This window comes from Asanoa sp. NPDC049573 (assembly GCF_040676615.1).
In the GTDB taxonomy this organism is placed as follows: domain Bacteria; phylum Actinomycetota; class Actinomycetes; order Mycobacteriales; family Micromonosporaceae; genus Asanoa.
This window is the reverse complement of sequence record NZ_JBFAPI010000033.1, coordinates 1-20,940: the sequence shown is the minus strand read 5'-3', so window position 1 is coordinate 20,940 and position 20,940 is coordinate 1. Positions and strand designations below refer to the sequence as shown.

At 72.3% G+C, this 20,940-nt stretch carries 20 protein-coding genes and 3 pseudogenes; 14 read left to right on the top strand and 9 right to left on the bottom strand.

Annotated features, from left to right (window positions below; genetic code table 11):
• Positions 1–14 precede the first annotated feature (14 nt).
• From AB0J74_RS37030 to AB0J74_RS36980, 11 genes and pseudogenes are all read left to right on the top strand, one after another.
• On the top strand, positions 15–977 hold the full coding sequence (locus tag AB0J74_RS37030) for a site-specific tyrosine recombinase XerD (RefSeq protein WP_363457353.1): 963 nt from the start codon (positions 15–17) through the stop codon (positions 975–977).
• Positions 978–1,093: 116 nt separating this feature from the next.
• The gene (locus tag AB0J74_RS37025) at positions 1,094–2,020 is read left to right on the top strand and encodes a ParA family protein (protein ID WP_363457351.1); all 927 of its coding nucleotides are present in this window, start codon (positions 1,094–1,096) and stop codon (positions 2,018–2,020) included.
• Positions 2,021–2,181: 161 nt separating this feature from the next.
• Positions 2,182–3,033 carry a segregation/condensation protein A gene (locus tag AB0J74_RS37020; protein WP_363457404.1) on the top strand — a complete coding sequence of 284 codons (852 nt, stop codon included), beginning with the start codon at positions 2,182–2,184 and terminating at the stop codon, positions 3,031–3,033.
• Positions 3,034–3,881: 848 nt separating this feature from the next.
• Positions 3,882–4,436, top strand: a pseudogene (gene scpB, locus AB0J74_RS37015) (SMC-Scp complex subunit ScpB); the annotation flags it as partial.
• Positions 4,423–5,148 (top strand): pseudouridine synthase, encoded by a 726-nt coding sequence (locus tag AB0J74_RS37010; protein WP_363457348.1) that lies wholly within the window; start codon positions 4,423–4,425, stop codon positions 5,146–5,148. The pseudogene scpB and the gene AB0J74_RS37010, both read left to right, overlap by 14 nt.
• Before the next feature lie 46 nt (positions 5,149–5,194).
• On the top strand, positions 5,195–5,863 hold the full coding sequence (cmk, locus tag AB0J74_RS37005) for a (d)CMP kinase (RefSeq protein WP_363457345.1): 669 nt from the start codon (positions 5,195–5,197) through the stop codon (positions 5,861–5,863).
• Entirely contained in the window at positions 5,860–7,257 is a 1,398-nt protein-coding gene (der, locus tag AB0J74_RS37000; protein WP_363457342.1) for a ribosome biogenesis GTPase Der, read from the top strand. Before cmk ends, der begins: the two co-directional genes overlap by 4 nt.
• A gap of 11 nt (positions 7,258–7,268) precedes the next feature.
• A complete protein-coding gene (locus AB0J74_RS36995; RefSeq protein ID WP_363457339.1) occupies positions 7,269–7,682 on the top strand; it encodes an OsmC family protein in 414 nt (137 codons plus the stop codon).
• Between the two features lie 26 nt (positions 7,683–7,708).
• Entirely contained in the window at positions 7,709–8,242 is a 534-nt protein-coding gene (locus tag AB0J74_RS36990; protein WP_363457336.1) for an FUSC family protein, read from the top strand.
• Positions 8,243–8,329: 87 nt separating this feature from the next.
• On the top strand, positions 8,330–9,913 hold the full coding sequence (locus AB0J74_RS36985) for a Na+/H+ antiporter (protein WP_363457333.1): 1,584 nt from the start codon (positions 8,330–8,332) through the stop codon (positions 9,911–9,913).
• A 10-nt stretch (positions 9,914–9,923) separates the two neighbouring features.
• A complete protein-coding gene (locus AB0J74_RS36980; RefSeq protein ID WP_363457330.1) occupies positions 9,924–11,276 on the top strand; it encodes an FAD-binding oxidoreductase in 1,353 nt (450 codons plus the stop codon).
• Here AB0J74_RS36980 and AB0J74_RS36975 read toward each other — a convergent pair.
• Complete coding sequence (locus tag AB0J74_RS36975; protein WP_363457327.1) at positions 11,251–12,117, bottom strand: alpha/beta hydrolase; 867 nt, start codon at positions 12,115–12,117, stop codon at positions 11,251–11,253. The genes AB0J74_RS36980 and AB0J74_RS36975 overlap by 26 nt on opposite strands.
• 120 nt (positions 12,118–12,237) lie before the next feature.
• The gene (locus tag AB0J74_RS36970; protein ID WP_363457324.1) at positions 12,238–14,439 is read right to left on the bottom strand and encodes a hypothetical protein; all 2,202 of its coding nucleotides are present in this window, start codon (positions 14,437–14,439) and stop codon (positions 12,238–12,240) included.
• Between the two features lie 226 nt (positions 14,440–14,665).
• Between AB0J74_RS36970 and AB0J74_RS36965 the strand changes: the two genes are divergently transcribed.
• Positions 14,666–15,349 carry a glycerophosphodiester phosphodiesterase gene (locus tag AB0J74_RS36965; RefSeq protein ID WP_363457321.1) on the top strand — a complete coding sequence of 228 codons (684 nt, stop codon included), beginning with the start codon at positions 14,666–14,668 and terminating at the stop codon, positions 15,347–15,349.
• Between the two features lie 18 nt (positions 15,350–15,367).
• Here AB0J74_RS36965 and AB0J74_RS36960 read toward each other — a convergent pair.
• Positions 15,368–16,213 (bottom strand): annotated as a pseudogene (locus tag AB0J74_RS36960) (DMT family transporter); the annotation flags it as partial.
• A 127-nt stretch (positions 16,214–16,340) separates the two neighbouring features.
• Positions 16,341–16,691 carry a hypothetical protein gene (locus AB0J74_RS36955; RefSeq protein ID WP_363457319.1) on the bottom strand — a complete coding sequence of 117 codons (351 nt, stop codon included), beginning with the start codon at positions 16,689–16,691 and terminating at the stop codon, positions 16,341–16,343.
• A gap of 170 nt (positions 16,692–16,861) precedes the next feature.
• Between AB0J74_RS36955 and AB0J74_RS36950 the strand changes: the two genes are divergently transcribed.
• Positions 16,862–17,305: a peptidoglycan-binding domain-containing protein gene (locus AB0J74_RS36950; protein WP_363457316.1), complete on the top strand. Its 444-nt coding sequence runs from the start codon at positions 16,862–16,864 to the stop codon at positions 17,303–17,305.
• Between the two features lie 59 nt (positions 17,306–17,364).
• Here AB0J74_RS36950 and AB0J74_RS36945 read toward each other — a convergent pair whose 3' ends face one another.
• From AB0J74_RS36945 to AB0J74_RS36935, 3 genes are all read right to left on the bottom strand, one after another.
• Entirely contained in the window at positions 17,365–17,550 is a 186-nt protein-coding gene (locus AB0J74_RS36945) for a hypothetical protein (RefSeq protein ID WP_363457313.1), read from the bottom strand.
• A 69-nt stretch (positions 17,551–17,619) separates the two neighbouring features.
• Positions 17,620–18,012: a VOC family protein gene (locus AB0J74_RS36940; protein ID WP_363457309.1), complete on the bottom strand. Its 393-nt coding sequence runs from the start codon at positions 18,010–18,012 to the stop codon at positions 17,620–17,622.
• Positions 18,013–18,036: 24 nt separating this feature from the next.
• A complete protein-coding gene (locus AB0J74_RS36935; RefSeq protein WP_363457306.1) occupies positions 18,037–19,062 on the bottom strand; it encodes an aldo/keto reductase in 1,026 nt (341 codons plus the stop codon).
• Between the two features lie 78 nt (positions 19,063–19,140).
• Between AB0J74_RS36935 and AB0J74_RS36930 the strand changes: the two genes are divergently transcribed.
• On the top strand, positions 19,141–19,959 hold the full coding sequence (locus tag AB0J74_RS36930; protein WP_363457303.1) for an NAD(P)H-binding protein: 819 nt from the start codon (positions 19,141–19,143) through the stop codon (positions 19,957–19,959).
• A gap of 166 nt (positions 19,960–20,125) precedes the next feature.
• Here AB0J74_RS36930 and AB0J74_RS36925 read toward each other — a convergent pair whose 3' ends face one another.
• Both AB0J74_RS36925 and AB0J74_RS36920 read right to left on the bottom strand, forming a co-directional pair.
• Positions 20,126–20,563: a DUF1003 domain-containing protein gene (locus AB0J74_RS36925; protein WP_363457300.1), complete on the bottom strand. Its 438-nt coding sequence runs from the start codon at positions 20,561–20,563 to the stop codon at positions 20,126–20,128.
• 116 nt (positions 20,564–20,679) lie between these two features.
• Positions 20,680–20,940, bottom strand: a pseudogene (locus AB0J74_RS36920) (hypothetical protein); the annotation flags it as partial.

The window sequence follows — 20,940 nt, the reverse complement described above, 5'->3', positions numbered from 1 at the left end:
CCGGGCCTGCTGCAATGGTTGGCGCCGGTGACGCTCCCGAGCCGTCACCGGCGCTGCGCCGCGCCGTCCGCACCTACCTCGACCACCTCACCGTCGAGCGTGGGCTGTCCGGCAACACGCTGGCCTCGTACCGCCGGGATCTGGATCGTTACCTGGCGACGCTGGCCGCGCGCGGGGTCGACGACCTCGCCGCGACCACGTCGGCCGAGATCGCCGGGCACGTCGCGGCGCTGCGCGACGGCGACGAGCGGCACCCGCCGCTGTCGGCGGCCTCCGCGGCGCGCGCCACGTCGGCGGTGCGGGGGTTACATCGTTTCGCGGTACGCGAGGGGCTGGCCACCGACGACGCCAGCCGCGACGTGAAGCCGCCGAGCCTACCCCGCCGGCTGCCCAAGGCGCTCGAGGTCGACGAGGTGCTCCGGCTGATCGAGTCGGTGCCCGGCGACGGGCCGCTCGAGTTGCGCGACCGGGCGCTGCTGGAGTTCCTCTACGGCACCGGGTCGCGGATCTCCGAGGCCGTCGGTGCCGCCGTCGACGACCTCGACCTGGAGGCCGGCGCAGTCACCCTGCACGGCAAGGGCGGCCGTACCCGCATCGTGCCGGTCGGTGGTTATGCCCGGGCCGCGCTCCAGGCCTACCTGGTGCGGGCCCGGCCGTTGTTGATGGCGGCCGGCCGGGGCGGGCCCGAGGTGTTCCGCAACGCCCGCGGCGGGCCGCTGTCGCGGCAGAGCGCGTGGTCGATCCTGCGCCGGGCCGCCACCGCCGCGGGGCTGCCGGTCGAGGGCGCGCGGGCGGTGTCGCCGCACACGTTGCGGCACTCCTACGCGACCCATCTGCTCGACGGCGGCGCCGACGTTCGGGTGGTGCAGGAACTGCTCGGGCACGCGTCCGTGACCACCACGCAGGTATACACGTTGGTCACGGTGGAGCGGCTGCGTGAGGTCTACGCCACAGCCCACCCGCGGGCGCATAGCTGACACCCGCGGCATGGCGTGTCGACACGCCGATATGGTGCACCCGAGGCTGGTGGGACGTGGCGTACAGTCGGGGCTCCGGCGTTGGAGACGCTCGTCGGGAGGGGGTTGGCAGGGACATGGCTGGCAATGATCGTGCCGAGACATGGACGTCGCAGCTCCGCGAGCAGCAGTCGTCGCTCGACCTCGGCGCCGACCTGGGTCCGGCCGACCCGGCCGCCTACACGATGCGCAAGCCGATCCCCGAGCCGATGCCCACCGACCGGCACGGCCCGGCCCGGATCATCGCGCTGGCCAACCAGAAGGGCGGCGTCGGCAAGACCACGTCGACCATCAACCTCGGTGCGGCCCTGGCCGAATACGGCCGGCGGGTGCTGCTCGTCGACTTCGACCCGCAGGGCGCGCTCTCGGTCGGCCTCGGCGTCAACCCGCACAACCTCGACCTGTCGGTCTACAACCTGCTGATGCAGGACGACGTCGAGGCCGAAGACGTGCTGATCAAGACCGACGTCGCCGGGCTCCACCTGCTGCCGGCCAACATCGACCTGTCGGCCGCCGAGATCCAGCTCGTCAACGAGGTCGCCCGCGAGATGGCGCTGGCCCGGGTGCTGCGCTCGGTCCGCAAGGAATACGACTACATCCTGATCGACTGCCAGCCCTCGCTCGGCCTGCTCGCGATCAACGCGCTGACCGTCGCCCACGGGGTGCTGATCCCGCTGGAATGTGAGTTCTTCAGCCTCCGCGGTGTCGCGCTGCTGCTCGACACCATCGACAAGGTGCGCGAGCGGCTCAACTTCGACCTCGAGCTCGAAGGCATCCTGGCGACCATGTACGACAGCCGCACCACCCACTGCCGACAGGTGCTCCAGCGGGTGGTCGAGGCGTTCGGCGACAAGGTCTACCAGACCGTGATCACCAAGACGGTCAAGTTCCCCGAGTCGACGGTGGCCGGCGCGCCGATCACCACCCTCGACCCGGCGTCGTCCGGCGCCCGCAACTACCGCCAGCTCGCCCGAGAGGTCATCGCCGCGCAAGCTGAGCGCTGAGCTTCTGTTCCCAGCCGGCGATCGCCGGTGCTGATGGTGCGGGTGAGGTGGGCGTGAGCGGCGCCGTTCCGGCGGTGGACTACGGTCGAACGGTGAGTGAACCACCCGGTGCGGCCGTGCCGTCACCCGTCGTCGTCGAGGGATCGGTCCCGGCCGACGCCCTGGCGCCCGACGCCGCCCCGGCGACCGGCTTCACCGTGCGGCTGGCCAACTTCACCGGCCCGTTCGACCTGCTGTTGCAGCTGATCGGCAAGCACAAGCTCGACGTCACCGAGGTGTCGCTGAGCAAGGTCACCGACGAGTTCATCGCCTACATCCGCGCGATGGGCGACGACTGGCCGCTCGACGAGGCCAGCGAGTTCCTGGTCGTGGCCGCGACGCTGCTCGACCTCAAGGCGGCCCGGCTGCTGCCCGCCGCCCAGGTCGAGAACGAGGAGGACCTGGCCCTGCTGGAGGCCCGCGACCTGCTGTTCGCGCGGCTGCTGCAGTACAAGGCGTTCAAAGAGGCGGCCGCGCACATCTCGATGCTGGAGCAGGAAGGCGCCCGGCGCTATCCGCGGGCGGTCTCGCTCGAGCCGCGGTACGCGGAGGCGCTGCCCGAACTGGTCCTCGGCATCGGCCCCGACCGCCTGCTGAAGCTGGCCATCCGGGCCATGACCCCGAAGGCCGCCCCGCCGACGGTCTCGATCGCGCACATCCACGACGTCAAGGTCAGCGTCCGCGAGCACGCCATCCTGCTGCGCGACCGCATCCGCCGCTCCGGCACGGCGACGTTCCGCGTGTTGACCATGGACTGCGACAGCACCCTCGAGGTGGTCGCCCGGTTCCTGGCGTTGCTGGAGCTCTACCGCGAAAACCTGATCGGCTTCGAACAGGTGCAGGCGCTCGGCGAACTGACGGTCCGCTGGATCGGCGGCGACGCGGTGGGCGAGATCAAGGTCGACGAATACGCGGGTACGCCGGAGAAACCGGCCGAAGAAGCACCCGCCGACGCGGTGAAGGAGCAGGAGTGACCGAGCGCAGCGGCGCCGACCCGGGCCGCGAGTCGTCCCTGGCCGAACAGGCAGCGGCCTGGATCCCACCCTGGGACCGCGCCCGCGCGGCCGAGGCGGCCGACGAGGCGCAGGCCGAGACGGGCATCGACGAGGCCGGCTTGGCCGACGAAGCCGGCCTGGCCGACGATGTCGAGCCCCCGACGGAGGTCGAGGCCGCAGGTGGCCGCGCGGACGGCGCCGGGTCCGAGGCCGCGATTGGCGAGGTCGGCTTGGCCGACGAAGCCGGCTTGGCCGACGAAGCCGGCTTGGCCGACGAAGCCGGCCTGGCCGACGAAGCCGGCCTGGCCGACGACATCGTGACCCCGGACGACGCCGGCCTCGGCGACGACGTGGAGTCGACCGTCGAGACCGGCTTCGCCGGTGATGTCGAGGTCGCGGGCGCGGGGGAGGCCGAACGCGCCATCGACGAGGTCGGGCTGGCCGACGAGGCCGGCCTGGCCGGTGACGTCGAGCCCGACGCGGCCCCGGAGGTGGAGCCCGCCAGCCCGACCGATCGGGCCGCGGACGGTGACGTCGATCCGGGTGCCGAGGCCAAGGCGGAGTTGGCGGCGGAGGCCGAAACCGTCAGGGCCGCCGCCGCGGTGGGCGAGGTCGAGGACCTGACCGCCCCGGAGGAGCAGGATCCCGAGGTCGCCGCGGAGCTGGCCGAGGCGCCGGCGGACGTCGACCTGGTGGATCTTGCGCAGGAAGCCGATCCCGGTAGCGCGGGCGGCAGTGCGACCGACGTCACCGGTCCCGCCCCGGACCGCGCACCCGATGCGGACGGGGAACCAACCGCGTCGGTCACCGCCCAGCACGAAGAGCCCGCGGTCATCGATGAGGACGAGCTGCGGGGTGCTCTTGAGGCGATCATGTTGGTCGTCGACGAGCCGGTTCAGGAGATCGTGCTGGCGCAGGTTCTGGAGCAGCCGACCGACCGCGTGCAGGCCGCCATGGAGGCCATCGCCGCCGGCTACACCGAACAAGGGCACGGGTTCGAGCTGCGCCGGGCCGCCGGTGGGTGGCGGCTCTACACCCGGCCGCGATACGCCGCCTACGTCGAGCGGTTCGTGCTCGACGGGCAGTCGGTGCGGCTCACCCAGGCCGCGCTGGAGACGCTCGCGGTGATCGCCTACAAGCAGCCGGTCACCCGGGCGCGCATCTCGGCCATCCGGGGCGTCAACTGCGACGGCGTGGTGCGTACGCTTACCTCGCGCGGTCTGATCGAAGAGACCGGCACGGAGCCCGAGACGGGCGCGTACCTTTACCGGACGACGACGCTGTTTCTGGAGAAGCTCGGCCTCGACTCGGTCGACCAGCTTCCCGACCTGGCGCCGTTCCTTCCCGATGACGTCGACGAGGTGGCTGATGGCGAACGCTGAGCGCCTGCAAAAGGTGCTGGCCAGCGCCGGTGTGGGCTCCCGCCGGGCGTGTGAGGATCTGATCTTCCGGGGTCGGGTGACGGTCGACGGCAAGGTCGCACAGCTCGGCGACAAGGTCGACCCGCAGAAGGCGGAGATCTACGTCGACGGGCAGCGGGTGATCGCCGACCAGAACCTGGTCTACCTGGCGCTCAACAAGCCGCGCGGGGTGGTCTCGACGATGGCCGACGAGAAGGGGCGCACCGCTCTCGCGGAGTTCCTCGACCGGGTCGACCAGCGGGTCTACCACGTCGGGCGGCTCGACACCGACAGCGAGGGCCTGCTGCTGCTGACCAACGACGGCACGCTGGCGCACAAGCTGATGCATCCGTCGTACGAGGTGCCCAAGACCTACGTCTGTGAGGTGCCCGGCCCGCTGCCCCGCTCGGTCGGGCGGCAGCTGCTGGCCGGCGTCGAGCTCGAAGACGGGCCCGCCAAGGTCGACAAGTTCCGGCTGATCGACGCGTTCGGGCGGTCGGCGCAGATCGAGATCGTGATCCACGAGGGGCGCAACCGGATCGTCCGGCGGATGCTCGACGAGGTCGGGCACCCGGTCAACCGGCTCGTCCGCACCGCCATCGGGCCGATCCGGCTCGGTGACCTCAAACCGGGTCGCACCAGGCGCCTCACCAACGCCGAGGTGGCGGCCCTGTTCAAGGCCGTCGCCGACTGATTCTGCGGACCAGGCAGAATAGGTGTCGACGGCGCGAGGAGGAACGGTGGCAGACGAGTTGGCTAACGGTCGGTGTGTGGTGGCCGTGGACGGCCCGTCGGGCTCCGGAAAATCCACCGTGTCTCGGCGGCTCGCGGCCGCCCTGGGCGCGCGATACCTCGACACGGGCGCGATGTACCGGGCGGTGACCTGGGCGGTCCTGCGCTACGGCGTCGACCTCGCCGATGTCGAGGGAGTGGCCAAAGTGGCGGGCGGGCTCGACCTGGTGATCGGCACCGACCCGGCGGCGCCACACGTGCGCGCCGACGGCGTCGACGTCGACGCCGACATCCGCGGGCCCGAGGTGACCGCCGCGGTCTCCGCGGTCGCGGCCGTGCCCGCGGTCCGGCAGCTCCTGGTGGCCCGGCAGCGCGAGCTGATCGAGGAGGCCGGGCGGATCGTCGTCGAGGGTCGTGACATCGGCGCGGTCGTGGCGCCCGACGCCGACCTCAAGGTCTACCTGACCGCCTCGCACGACGCCCGGGCCCAGCGCCGGTCGCTGGAGACCGCCGCATCGGTCGACGACACCGCGGCCGACCTGCTGCGCCGTGACACGCTCGACTCGACCCGGGCGGTCGACCCGTTGCAGCAGGCGCCCGACGCGGTGGTGCTCGACACCACCTCGCTGGGCATCGACGACGTCGTCGCGCGGTTGCGCGCCATGGTGACGGCATGACGGCCTCCTCGTCGTTCCCGGAACTGTCCGATCTGGACGTCGAAGACACCGGTCCCGTGCCGATCGTCGCGGTGGTCGGGCGCCCCAACGTGGGCAAGTCGACATTGGTCAACCGGATCATCGGCCGGCGCCAGGCCGTGGTCGAAGACACGCCGGGCGTGACCCGCGACCGGGTGCCCTACGACGCACAGTGGAACGGCCGGCAGTTCACCGTCGTCGACACCGGCGGCTGGGAGCCTGACGCGCGCGACCGGGCCAAGGCGATCGCGATGCAGGCCGAGATCGCGGTGCAGACCGCCGACGTGGTGCTGTTCGTGGTCGACGCGATGGTCGGCTCGACCGACGTCGACGAGGCCGCGGTGAAGATGCTGCGACGCAGCAACAAGCCGGTGATCCTGGTCGCCAACAAGGCCGACAACAACGCGATCGAGATGGAAGCGGTCTCGCTCTGGGGTCTGGGCCTGGGCGAGCCGCAGGTGATCTCGGCGCTGCACGGCCGCGGCGCCGGCGACCTGCTCGACACGATCCTGGCCGCGATGCCCGCACCGGCGCCCAAGATCGTCGAAGACGGTCCGCGCGGCCCGCGCCGGGTGGCCCTGGTCGGCCGCCCCAACGTCGGCAAGTCGTCGCTGCTCAACAAGCTTGCCAAGGAGGAGCGCGCGGTCGTCGACTCGGTCGCGGGCACCACCGTCGACCCCGTCGACTCGCTGGTCAAGATCGGCGGCGAGACCTGGCAACTGGTCGACACGGCCGGGCTGCGCAAGCGGGTCAGCCACGCCAGCGGCACGGAATATTACGCCTCGCTGCGCACCGCCGGCGCGATCGAGGCCGCCGAGGTGGCGTGCGTGCTGCTCGACGCGGCCGAGCCGATCAGCGAACAGGACCAGCGGGTCCTGTCGATGGTCGTGGAGGCCGGGCGGGCCCTGGTCATCGCGTTCAACAAGTGGGACCTGGTCGACGAGGACCGCCGCTACTACCTCGACAAGGAGATCGACCGCGAGCTCAAGCGGATCCCGTGGGCGATCCGGGTCAACATCTCGGCCAAGACCGGCCGCGCGGTCGACAAGCTGGCCCCGGCGCTGCGCAAGGCGCTGGAGTCCTGGGAGACCCGGGTGCCGACCGGCCAGCTCAACCAGTGGCTGGCCGCGCTGGTGCAGGAGACCCCGCACCCGGTGCGGGGCGGGCGGGCACCGCGGGTGCTCTTCGCCACCCAGGCGGGCACCCGGCCGCCGCGTTTCGTGCTCTTCACCACCGGCCTGCTCGACCCGGGCTACCAGCGGTTCGTCGAGCGGCGGCTGCGCGAGGAGTTCGGCTTCGAGGGGAGCCCGATCTCGGTCACCGTCAAGCCGCGCAAGAAGACGGGCCCGGGTGGCCGGGGCAAAGCACACGGGTAGAAGATCAAGGAATGGGTTTTCACGTAACGGTCGAGCGCACGGATGACGGCGGCTACATCGCCCGCAACGGGCGTGGTGCCGAGATCCGGTTCGGCACCTCGGAGGGCACCGACTTCACCCCGGTCGAGCTGCTCCTGGCCGCGCTCGGCGGCTGCAACATCGTCACCGTCGAGCCGCTGACCGCGCAGCGCGGGCACCGCCTGACCCGGCTGGCCGCCGACCTCACGGCGGAGAAGCTCAAGCCCAACACGCTCGGAACGATCACCATGACGTACGACGTGGTGCTGCCCGAGGGCGACGCCGAGGCCGAGCCGGTGTTCCGGGCGGTCGCCGAGCGGGTGCACGAGAAGTACTGCACGGTCAGCACCGCGCTGCGCGAGCAGACCACAGTAGACGTGGAGATCCCGGAAACCCTGCCGTCCTGACGGACCCCCGGCGGTAGCCTGCGGACATGCGGGGATGGCGGGCGCCGACCCCGAGCCAGGTGCGGGTCGCGGTCGCCGAGAGCGTGGTCCTTGGCCTGTCCAGCGTGCTGGCCTTCTGGCTGACCAGCGACGTGCTGTCCCGGCTCTACATCGACAGCCGTGACAGCGACCTGCTGGGCGGCATGTGGGCGGCGCTGTCGACGATCTTCGTCAGCCGGGCGACGTTCCGGGAGAGCTACACGGCCGGCATCTCCCGGATGTCGGCGACCGCCGTCAGCTTCGTACTCTGCCTGATCTATCTGATCTTCCTCCCGTTCCACCTGTGGGCCTTCGGCCTGTTGATCGGCGTCTCGGCGGGGATCGGGGTGCTGCTCGGCCGCCCCGGCGACGCGACCACCGCGGCGATCACCACGGCCGTGGTGCTGGTGGTGTCGGCGATCAGCCCGGTGGCGCCGTGGCAGCAGCCGATCCTGCGGCTGGCCGACACGGTGATCGGCGTGATCATCGGCGTGGCCACCGCCTGGCTGTCACTGAAGCTGATCCATCCGCGGATCCGATAGCTCTGCGGTTGGTCCCAGATCACACCTGGTCACGGTCGTACCCGCGCGATGCTGGATGGGGTCCACGCTGAGCCGGGGGGAGAAGCGGTGGAACAAGGGTTGCTGGTGATCGTCGCGCTGGGCACGACGGTCATCGTCGGCACCACCATCGGTCGGCGCTACAGCGTCGCCCCACCCGTGCTCCTGATCGTCATGGGTGGCCTGCTGGCGCTGATTCCCCAGCTTTCCGACGTCCGGCTGCCGCCGGAAGCGGTCCTGGTGATCTTCCTTCCGGGCATTCTCTACTGGGAGAGCCTCAACACCAGCCTGCGCGAGATCCGAGCCAACATCCGGGTCATCCTGCTGTCCGCGATCGGGCTGGTCATCGCAACCATGGCTGCGCTGTCGTACTCGCTCCAGGCGCTCGGGGTGGCCGCGGGCGCCGCCTGGATCCTGGGAGCGGTGCTGGCGCCGACCGACGCCGCGGCCGTGGTCGGACTCGCGAAACGGATGCCGCGGCGCAACCTCACCACGCTGCGCGCCGAGAGCCTGATCAACGACGGTACGGCGCTCGTGCTGTTCGCGGTCGCGGTGGGCGCGGTCGTGACCGGGTCGGTTCCGAGCAAACTGGCGATCACCGGCGACCTGATCTGGTCGGTCGTCGGCGGCGTGATCGCCGGCGTGGTCAGCGGCGGTCTCGTCATCTGGATCCGGCGCCGCCTCGACGACCCGCTGCGCGGGGGCGGACTGTCGATCGTCACCCCGTTCGGCGCGTTCTTTCTGGGTGAGCTGATCCACGCCAGCGGCGTGGTCGCGGTCGTGGTGACGGGCCTGGTCATCACGTACGCCGGGCCGCGGGTCATCCGGGCCCCTTCGCGCGTGCAGGCCTTCGCCTTCTGGAGTCTGGCCACCTTCATCGTCAACGGCAGCCTCTTCGTGCTCGTCGGCCTCCAGGTCACGGCGGCAGCCAAGCGGATCGAGAACGGCCAGACGGCCCGAGCGGTGGGTATCGCGTTCGCGGCGGCCGCCGTGGTGATCGCCACCCGGATCGTCTGGCTGCACTTCATGGCGCTGGTGATCCGGACCTTCGACCGGCGGGCGATCCAGCGGACCCGGCGGCTCAACTGGAAGGTGCGCACGGCGTACGGGTGGGCCGGCTTCCGCGGGGCGGTCTCGCTCGCCGCGGCCCTGGCCGTGCCGTCGGTTCTCGACAACGGCGACCCGTACCCGGACCGGGACCTGATCGTCTTCGTCACCTCGGTCGTGATCCTGACGACCATCCTGGTGCAGGGGCTGACCCTGCCGATGGTGGTCCGCTGGGCCGGCCTGGCCAACGACACCGCCCGCGCCGACGAGGCCAGGCACGCCCGGGTGCGCGCCGCCGAGGCCGGCCTCGCCGCACTGCCGGCGGTGGCGCGGTCGCTGGACGCGCCTGCGCAGATGACCGACCGGGTCCGGGCCGACTACGAGGCGGCGGCCAGCGAGGCCCGCGGTAGCAGCGGTGAGTCCGGCATGACCAGCGCCGAGCAGCTCGAGCGCCGGCTGCGGCTGGGCGTGCTGGAGCACGAACGGCTGGCCGTGATCGCCATGCGGGACCGACGGGAGATCGACGACATCGTGATGCGCGAGCTCGAGGCCGCCCTCGACGTCACCGAACTCGGGTTGCTCGGTCCGGCCGACAACGACGGATAGGAGTGACGCCATGACATGGACCCTTGCCGACCGGGTACGCGGACCCGTGTACGAGCCCGGCGACGACGGGTTCGCCGCCGCGGCCGCCGGCTTCAACCTGTCGTTCGCACCGCGGCCCGACCTGGTCGTGACGGCCACCTCCGTCGACGACGTCGTCGAGGCGGTGCGGTTCGCCCGGTCCGCCGCGATGCGGGTCAGCGTGCAGAGCACCGGGCACGGCGCCGAGGCGCCGATCGAGTCCGGGATGCTGCTCAGCACCCGGCACCTCGACCACCTGCGGGTCGACCCGGACACCCGGACCGCCACGATCGGCGCCGGGGTGCGCTGGAAGCCGGTGGTCGACGCCGCCGCCGCTTACGGGCTGGCCCCGGTCACCGGCTCGTCGCCGGCGGTGGGCGCGGTCGGCTATCTGCTCGGCGGCGGCATCGGCCCGCTGGCCCGCAGCCACGGCTTCAGCTCCGACTACGCGACCGGGTTCACCGTCGTCACCGGCGAGGGCGAGGTGGTCGAGGCCGACGCCGACACCAACCCCGACCTGTTCTGGGCGTTGCGCGGCGGCAAGTTCGGGCTCGGTGTCGTGATCGAGATGCGGGTCCGCCTGGTCGAGGTGACGTCTGTCTACGGTGGATCGTTCTTCGTGGACACGTCCGACATCGAGCGGATGCTGCGCGGCTGGATCGACTGGACCGCCGGGGCCGACGAACGGGTCACCACCAGCGTGCAGGTGGTCGGGTTCCCGCCGCTGCCCGAGGTGCCCGAGCCGATGCGCGGCAAGCTCCTGCTCGGCGTGCGGTTCGCGTTCCCGGGCGACACCACCGAGGGCGAACGTCTGATCGCGCCGCTGCGGGCCGCGTCACCGGTCTACCTCGACATGATCGGCGAACTCCCGGCCACCGAGTTGGGCCGCATCCACAACGACCCGACCGATCCGATCCCGGCCTATGTGCACGGGAACATGCTGGACCGGGTCGACCAGGGCCTGGGGACCGCGTTCCTCGACGTGGTCGGCCCTGGTGCCGGCGACTCGCCGTTCTTCGCCGGCGAACTGCGCCACCTCGGCGCGGCGACCGGCCGCGACGTGCCGGGCGGTTCGGCCGTCGGCGGTCGCGGCGCGGGCTTCGCGTGCGGGTTTGTCTCCGCCGCGCCGGAGTCGTTCGCGAGCGAGGCGCCGGCGGCCGCCGCGCGCTGGGACCGCACCGCGGCGCCGTGGATCGCCGACGTCAACAACCCCAACGTCGTGAGCCAGCCGATCACGGCCGAGCGGGTCGCGGCCTGCTGGCCCGACGACATCCGGGAGCGGCTCGGCCAGGTGCGCCGCCGCTACGACCCGGACGGGATCACTGCGGGCTGGTGGCAACGCTGAACTCGCCGTCGAGGAACCGGGTCAGGTCGTCGGCGAACTCGCGGAAATGTTGGAACAGGAAGCCGTGCGCGGAGTCCGGATAGATCTTGATCTCGGCGTTCGGCAGCAGGCCGGCGACCAGATGGCTGTAGCGGGGCAGCATCATCGGGTCGCTGTCGCCGTTGGCGACGAACACCGGGATGTCGATCGCGCTGAGCCGTTGCAGCGCGGCATGGTTGGGCGTGCCCCAGCGCACGACGGCGTCGTACTGCTTGAGCCGGGTGTCCCAGGTGGTCGGTTTGTCGCGGCCGGCCTCGCGGGCGTAAATGCGTTGCAGCGCCTGCTCTCCGGCGGCCCGGCTGCTGTCACTGGGCGCGAAGAACACCGACAGGTAGTCCTCGGGGGTGCTCTGGGGGGCACCGACCGCGGCGATCACGTCCGGTGCCCAACCGAACATGCCCTCGGCACCCTCGGGCGCGGTCGAGGCCAGCACCAGCCGGCGCACCAGGCTCGGCCGGTCGAGCGCGACCCGCTGCGCGACGAAGCTGCCGATCGAGAAGCCGAGCAGGTCGACCCGATCGAGGCCGAGCGAGGTGATGAACGCGACCGTTTCCCGCGCCATCTGGTCGATGGTGTCGGCGGTGGTGCCGGTGCTGCCACCGACGCCGGCGTAGTCGAATGTGATCACCCGGCGGGTGGCCGACAGCGCGTCGATCAGGGCCGGATCCCAGAAGTCGAGATTGCCGCGATAGTGCTGGAGCAGCACCAGGGGCATGTTGCCCTGGCCGCTCTCGCGGTAGGCGTAGGTGACGCCGTCGGCGGCCGTGCTGGTCTTGTTGTCGGTCTCCAGATAGGTGCCCATGCCACATTCCCTCGGGTCGGCTGAAGCGGCAAACCGGGGAACCTGACCGTTCCAAGGTAACAGGGGACGCGCGCCGCCCGCAGCGCCTGGTGGCGGCTGCGGGCGGCGGGTGTGGGGCTCTTACTTCGTGGGCGTCGCGGTGGCGGCCTTGGTGGCTTTCGGCTTGGCCGCCTTGGCCGCCTTGGTGGCCTTGGCGGCCTTGGTGGCCTTGGGCTTGGCCGACGCGGTGCTGGTGGCCTTGGGCTTGGCCGCCTTCGTATCCGGCTTCGCGGTCCCCTCGGTCGAGGCGGCGGCGCCGGGCATCCAGCTCGTGGTGGCCGGCTCCTCGGTGCGGGTGGGTTCGACGTCCGGGTCCACCGGCACCGCGTTCAGCGAGGTGGACGCGCCCGGACCCCAGGGGCCGGCGTCGATCGGTGCCGGATCGGTCTGCGCGGGTGCGACGGGCTCAGGCAGGACCGGTTCGGGTACGACCGGCGCCGGGTCGACGGCCTGCGGCGCGGGTTTGGCGGCCTGCGGCGCGGGGTCGGCGGCATGTGGCGCGGGGTCGGCGGCATGTGGCGCCGGGTCGGCGGGGCGCGGGTCGTAGCGCTGGGGCTCGGCCTGCTGCGGTGCCGGCTCGTAGTAGTGCGGCTCCTCCCGGACCGGCTCGGTGTAGTGCGGCTCCTCGACCGCGCGTTCCTCGGCCTGCGGCTCCTGGTAGGAGGAACCGTCATGCCACCCGCCCTCGGTGTAGTCCTCACCGGACCGGTCGTCGGCCGGCGCGCAGCCCTCGGCCTGCGGCGCCTCCCAGGAATCGGCGTACGGCTCCGATTCCTCGGTCGTGCTCGTCTGGTCCTCGCCGGCCCAGCCCCAGCCGTCGGAGCTGTCGGACCAGTCCTGGCCCCACCAGTTCTCGTCGGCCGAGCCCGACCACTCGTCCTCGGCACCGGTCCAGTCGGACTGGGCCGTGCTCGGGTCGACGTAGCGGGGGTCGACGAACCCCTCGTCGGCGGTCAGCGGCGACGCCGCGGTCGCGTCGTAGGGGACGGCGCTGTCCGGCGGCCCGACCGGAGCCACTGTTCCCGCCACGACGGACGGGGTGGCGGAGGGATCGACGAGGGCCACCGGAGGTGGCGCCGGCATCGCGGACGGGTCAGGCGTGCCGGTGGCGAAGGGGTCGGGGGCGGCCCAGGGGTCGGGGGTGGCGGTGGCCAACGGGTCGGCGGTGGTCGTGGCGAAGGGGTCGGTGGCGAACGGGTCGGGCTCGGCCAGCCCGCCGCCCATACCGCCGGTGGTCGACTCGGCGGTGCTCGGGCCCGTGTACGCCTCGGGGACGAGGTAGGGGTCGGTGGTGGCGTAGGGGTCGACGGTGGTGTCCGGTGCCGCATAGGGGTCGGTGAGCGGCAGCGCGCTCTCCGTTGGCGCCGGCGTCGGGTCGACGGTGGCGGCGATCCCCGGCACCGCCGGGGTGGCGCTCGGGTCGGCCGTGGGGCTGACCGTCGGCGCGATTCCCGGCGCCGAGGGCTGGGCCTCGGCGATCGCGGGCGCGGCGGACCCGACCACGGGCGGCGCGGACCCGACCGCGGGCGGTGCGGACTCAACTGCGGGCGGCGCGGACCCGACCGCGGGCGGTGCGGACTCAACTGCGGGCGGCGCGGACTCGACCGCGGGCGGCGCGGACTCGACCGCGACGCCGGGCACCGAGGCCGGTGCCGACTCGACCGCGACGCCGGGCGGCGAGGGCGGTGCCGACTCGACCGCGACGCTGGGCGGCGAGGGCGGTGCGGACTCGACCGCGACGCTGGGCGGAGACGGCGGTGCCGACTCGACCGCGACACTGGGCGGCGACGGCGGTGCGGACTCGACCGCGACGTCGGGTGCCGAGGGCGCGACCTGCGGCAGCGCGGTGGCGTCCGGCGTCACGGTCGGTGCCGGGTCGGCGCTGGGCAGTTCGGTCGCGGCCACCCCCGGCGACGGCGCGGCGAGCGGGCCGCTGGCGGCGGCCGGCGGCTTGGCGGTCGCGGTCGGCGCGGGGGCCGGCGACGGCGTCGGTGTCGGTTTGGCTGCGGCCGGGGCCTCGGCCATTGCCGGCGGCGCGACGGCCAGCGGCGGCACCGGCACGTCGGTCGGCGCCGGGTCCGGGAACACTTCGCCGCCCTCGCTGGGCTCGGACCAGTCGTCGGACCAGTCACCGGACTCGGATGCGGACTCGTCCGTGACCGCACACATGTCCGTGCCGGTGCCGGACACCACCGTCTGCACCCTGGCGAACGCGGGTACCTGGGCGAGCAGGCCCATCGCGCTCATCACTGCCACGGCACCGAGCCGTGCACGTTTCTTCATTTGATCCCCCGTAGTCACCCGCGTCACTTCGGTCCCGAGCCGGACATGTGGCTCGGTCACGCCCGTACGGCCGATAGTGCCCGAACGGCCGGACAAAAGATGAGGATCTGGAGAATCCGTCTCACATCTGCCACACGGGTTGGTCTCGCCCTGTTTCCCCGGTGCTCAACCGCCGGTCGTGTCACATCGGCGCTTCTGGCATCCATGGCCAGCTACCCTTCCGGCCATGACCCCCCTGCTCGCCGTCGCCCACCGGGCCGGCAACACCCTGCTCGACCTGCAGGCCGCGCTGGCGGCCGGGGTCGATCTGGTCGAGGCCGACGTGCACCTCTACCGGGGTGCCCTGGAGGTCCGGCACCGCAAGGCGCTCGGCCCGCACCTCTACTGGGAGCGGTGGGCGCAGCTGCACCGCCGCCGCAACCTGATCGTGCCCGACCTGCGCGAGGTGCTCGCCACCGCCGCCGGCGACCCCCGCCTGATGCTCGACCTCAAGGGCCCGTCACTCGACGTCGCCGCCGAGGTCGCCGAGGCGTTGCGGCTGTACGCGCCGGGCGTACCGGTGGCGGTGTGCACCAAGCAGTGGGCGATGCTCGACGCGTTCGCCGGGCAGTCGCACGTGCGGCGCATCCTCTCGGCCAGCGACCCGCTGCAACTGGCCCGCCTGCGCGCCCGGTTGCGCCGCGGCCGGGTGGACGGCGTGTCGATCCGGCTCCGGCTGCTCTCCGAGGCCGTGGTCGAGGAGCTGCACCGGGCCACCGACACCGTGCTCGCCTGGCCGGTGGACTCGCCGGCGGCGCTGGCGCGCGCCCGGTCGATCGGCGTGACCGGCGTGATCAGCAAGAACCTGCCGATGCTGGCGGGCCTGGCCACCGAGCCGGTCGCCCGGGCCGGCGTCGAGCTCGCCGCCTAGCCCGACCGCGGCCGAGCGGGCCAGCACCCAGGCACCGGCCAGCAGCAGCAGCGCGGCACCGCCGAGCGCCGCGAGCGGCCCGGCACCACGGGGCGGCGCGGCGTGGAAGGCCACCACGCTCAGCACGTAGCTGGCGACCGGGTTGGTGATCGACCCCGCGGTCACGGCGGCGGCCAGCGACCCCGACGCGAACGCCTGCTGGCCGAGCAGCAGAGCGCCGAGAATCGCGGCAAGCAGGGCGTACGCCGGCCAATGGGTCGCCGTTGCCAGGAGCCCGCGTCCGGTCGCGCTCTCGGCCGTCACCTTGAGGAGCACGGCGCTGAGGGCCGAGCAGAGCGCGCCGCCGACGGCCAGCAGGGTCGCGTACCCTCGGCGCCCGATCTTGCTGGTGGCGACCGCGACGGTCAGGCCGGCGAGCACGACCGTCGCGGCGAATGCGGCCAGCAACCGGTCGGGGTCGCAGTGCCCGTGCGCCGGCACCGCGCCGCGGACGGTGAGGAACAGCGTGAGCGCGCCGACGATCGCGCCGGCGGCCAGCCAGTCGCGGGCCCGCGGCCAACGGCGGGAGCGGCGGGCGCCGAGCGGCAGCGCGAAGAGCAGTTGGGTGGCCAGCAGCGGCTGCACGAGCGCGACCGAACCCAGATGCAGCGCGGCGGCCTGCACACCGGCGCCGAGCGCGCTGGTGAGTTGGCCGGAAACCCAGACCGGCGATCGCACGAGCCGGTGCGCGACCCTCAGCAACGGCAGGGGACCGCCGGCGGCGAGGCCGGCGCCGGCCGCGCGCCGGGCAGCGTGTTGTTGCAACGCCGCCGCCACCGACAGGAGGACGGCGGCCGTCAGGCCGAGCAGCACGACGACAAGCATCCGCACCTCCCGCTGCGACGATCTCACAGCGGGGCGGCCGGCCAACCGTCACGAAGCCCGTCTCGCCGATCGGTCATCCGACGTTCATCGCCGCTACGGCGAAGCGCGCCGAACCGTTCGGCCGCGGTCAGTCGCCGAACGCGAACGCCTCCTCCAGCTGCGGGTCCCAGAGGACCAGTCCGTGCTTCTCGGCGAGGTCGACGACCAGTTCCACCGCGCGGGTGCCGACCGGTGAGTAGCTGATGCACATCACGACGTGGTCGATCCCGGCATCCAGCGGCACGCCGGTCCAGGGCGACGCGTCGTCCAACGGCGGCCGGTCCGGGAAGGTGGACCTCAGGTCGGTGTAGAAGGCGACGATCCGCGGGTCGGGTTCGCCGTCGGGGTGCCACGGCCCGCGGCACCGCTCGACCATCGCGCGCACGTCGTCCGGCGTCGCCGCCGGATCGATCGCGACCACCACCAGATCGAAACTCACCGGGACAGGATCCACCCGCGGGGCCGCTCCGGCCAGCCCCGCAACCGGTCAGCGGCCGGTCACGCAGAGGCGCCATCCGCGCGGTCGGTCGCCGGATAGGCCGCGGATAGGTCCGGCCGGCAAGGTGCCCGTGCGGTGCCCGACCGAGGCCCGCGTGAGGGGAAAAGGGGATGACGCGAACCAAGCGGGCGGCGCGGATCGGGCTCTGGCTGGCCGCCATGGCCGCCACCACCGTCACGTCAGTGGTGGTCCTTCAGTCACCGTCGCAGGCGGCCACCCTGCACTGCAACCGGGTCGGCCAGTCCAACGACGCCTATGTGCCGATCATCTACCCGTCCTGGACTCCGTTCGACTGCCTGCTGACCCGGGGCGACAACTCGGTCGCGGTCCGCCAGCTGCAGAACGACATGAACATCTGCTACCACCAGCAGATGTGGGACCTGCTGGGCAAGGACGTGGGCGTGGACGGCGACTTCGGGCCCGAGACCGAGCGGGCGCTGCGCCGGGTCCAGCAGCTGTCCGGCACCGCGGCCGACGGCGAATATGGACCCAACACCCGCCGCGCCATGCTCCACCAGCGGACTTCGGGCGCCTATTGCGGCCGGGTCGACTGAGGCGTGCGACGCTCGGCCGCGTGGACCCCGAGGGGACGCGCGGCCGGCTCGCACAGTGACTAGAAGAACCGGCGCCGGGGGCGGCGGCCCATGCCGAGCAGGTCGGCGAACTGCCGCATGCCCTTGGTGAGGCCGCTGGGCCCGCGGCGGGCCTCGACGACCTGGGTGACCTTGCGGATACCGGCGGCGGCCAGGGGCAGGGCGACCGCGACGACCGCCCACCGCCGGACAGCGGTTCCGAGCATGTCCTACCTCCCTAGGTCGGTGAGTCTCGAATACCCCGTCCGGCGCCGTTCATGCCCGTGTGCGGCCGGCTAGCCGGCCAGGGATTGGACGATCTGGATCGGGTTGCCGTCCGGGTCACTGGTCCAGGCGATCAACAACCGGCCCAGCCACTCGTACGGGGCGGCGAGCGCGGGCGCACCGCGGGCGACGAGATCCTCGTACGCCCGCGTCGTGTCGTCGGTCCACAGGATCACCGCGGCCCGCTGGCCTTCGGCGATCGGGCTCAGGCCGTGGTCGTCGCGGGTGGAGGCGACCGACGCGATCCCGATCTTGTAGCCGTCGAGCGCGAGGTCGACGTGGATCGGCTCCGCGTCCACCGGCACCCGGAACGTCTCGGCGAAGCCGAGGCCGGTGTAGAACGCGACCGCCCGCGGCACGTCGGCACTGAAGAGGATGACCTGCGGCGAACGAAAGATCGACACAGCTCGACCCTAGCGGCGCACCCGTCAGGCCGGGAGGCGGCGGGCCTGCTGGTCGACGCCGGCCCGGCCGTAGGGGTAGTCGGCGACCCGCGGCGCGCTGGCCTCGTCGAGACGCGCGCGCTCGTCGTCGGTGAGCACCAGGTCGGCGGCGGTCAGGTTGTCGTCGAGTTGCTCGACGGTGCGGGCGCCCAGGATCACCGAGGTGACCGCGGGCCGATCGACCAGCCAGGCCAGCGACACCGCGGCCATCGAGACTCCGCGCGACTCGGCGATCGCGCGGACCGCGTCGACCACCTGCCAGGTCTGCTCCGCGGCGTTGCGGCCGGCGTACGCCTCGACGCCGCGGTTGGGGTTCTCGCCCAGCCGGGTCGCGCCGGTGGGCAGGTCGTCGCGGCGGTATTTGCCGGTCAGCCAGCCGCCGCCGAGCGGCGACCAGGGCAGGATGCCGATGCCCTCGTTGACGCAGACCGGCATGACCTCGTGCTCGATGTCGCGGGCCAGCAGGTTGTATTGCGGCTGCACGGTCACGATCGGCGCCAGGCCGGCGAAGCGGGCCAGCAGCACGGCCTTCTGGAGTTGCCAGCCGACGAAGTTGCTCACGCCGACATACCGGATCTTCCCGGCGCGTACCGCATCGTCGAAGAACCGCAGTGTCTCTTCGATCGGGGTCATCGGGTCCCACGCGTGCGCCTGGTAGAGGTCGATCGCGTCGACGCCGAGCCGGCCGAGGCTGGCGTCGAGGGCCTTGGTCAGGTGCAGCCGGGACAGGCCCGCGTCGTTGCCGCCCTCGCCCATCGGGAACCGGCCCTTGGTGGCGATCACCAGGTTGTCGCGCACGCCGGGCCGGCCGCGCAGCCAACGCCCGACGATCTCCTCGGAGATGCCGCGCGAGTAGACGTCGGCGGTGTCCAGGAAGGTGCCGCCGGCCTCGACGAAGCGGTCGAGCTGGGCGTGCGACCCGGCCTCGTCGGTCTCGTTCCCGAACGTCATCGTGCCGAGACACAGCGTCGAGACGACGGTGCCGGTTGATCCGAGCCTGCGATAGCGCATGGCCTCATCTAACCCGAGCGGCCCTCGCATCGGGATATTGGGTGGCGCGAACGACACCGCCCGGTGTTGCCTGCTCGCATGATCGTGGTGTGTGCGGCGTCGGGTGCGCTCGGCCGGCTGGTGGTCTCGGAACTCCAGACTCGAGGTGCGGACGTCGTCGCCGCCGTCCGGGACCCGGCCCGGGCCCCGGCGGGGGTGCAGGCGCGGCGCGGTGACTATGACGACCCGGCCTCGCTGCGGTCGGCGTTGCGGGGCGCCGAGCGGGTGCTGCTCGTCTCGTCGCCCGAACTCGCCACCGAACGGCGGATCCAGCAACACCGCGCGGTCATCGAGGCGGCAACCGACAACGGCGTACGCGCCATCGCCTACACCAGCTTCCTCGGCGCCGACCGCGCCGGCGACCCGATGAACGCCGCGCACCACGAGACCGAGCAGGCCGTGGCCCGCAGCGGGCTCGCCTACACGATCCTGCGCCACCCGTTCTACACCGACGCGTTCGTCAACGCCGGCCTGGCCGCGGCGGTCGCGTCGGGCCGGCTGGAAAGCGCGACCGGCGGCCGCGGCCTCAACACGGCGCTGCGGTCCGACCTGGCGGCGGCGGCCGCGACCGTGCTGACCTCAGACGAGCATCTGGGCCGCGACTACGACCTGACCGGTCCACTGTGGACCTATCCGGAGCTGGCCGCCGCGCTCGGTGCGGTGAGCGGCAAGCCGGTCGACTACCAGGAGGCCGCCGTCGAGGGCCCGATGGGCTTCCTGATGGGGCTGGCCCGCGCCGGCGCCCTGGAGCGCCAGACCGACGACCTCGCGCGGCTGCTCGGCCGCCCACCGGTGAGCCTGCGGGCGGCGGTGGAGCAGGCGCTCGCCACGGGTGTGGACGGCACCAGGGAGCACTGAGGGCTTCGGTCGCCGGCAGCCTGGCAGCGCGGACGGCGGGGTGGGCGCCGGCGACCGGCGCGGGCTCAGCGCCCACCTTCGCCAATGTGCTCATCCTCGCCACCGCGTACGGACGCGGCCGCTCGAAGCCAGGCCGTCACGCAACGCGAAGTGTCTGTCAGTCGCGTCATGCCGTGGCGTGCCGCGTCGATGCGGGCCGATCCGGGTCAGCCGGATCAATCGCCGATGGGCAGGCTGCTCGGTGGATCTCGGCGGTCAGCTGGTAGATGGCGTCGACGGTTTCCTGGGAGTGTTTGTCGGCTTCGTAGTCGTGCAACGCCAGCTCCGAGGAGATCTGGTCGGCGCGGCGGCCCGCTATCAGCAGGATGGCTCCTTGCAGCGCGGCCAGGCAGGACAACACGAGGTTGAGCAGAATGAACGGGTAAGGGTCGAAGCCGTGGCTGCCGTTGCCTGTCATCCAACCGGCGAGAAACAACAACGCGCCGAAGACGAAGGCCCAGGAACCCATCACGCTACGGAGCCGGTCCGCGGCCCGCTCGCCTCGGGTCAGTTGGCCGCCAGATCGGACAGCGGGATGCTTGTGCCAGAGCGGCTTGCGAGTCATCACGGCCTCCGGTTGGTGTCAGCAAGGGGGTAAGACTCTTGTGGCCATTCGGCCCCCCACAACGTGAATGTGCCGGGCCGCCTGGGAGGCGGTCCGGCACGTTCGACGCTGGGGATCTAGATCATCCAGCGGTTGTGTTGGACGAGGGGTAGGCGGGCCCAGATCCGGCCGAGGCCCCAGGTGTGTCCGGCGTAGCCGGCGGCCAGGACGATCAGGACGACGGCGTAGATGAGGTGGTAGTCGGTGATCGGGTTCGTCGACCCGGACGGCTGGCCGGCGGCGGTGGTTTGCGCCAGGGGGAACTCGGCGAGCCACATCATGGCCATGATCAGGGTGCCGGAGGCGGCGGCCACGCGTAGGCCGATGCCGGCGATCAG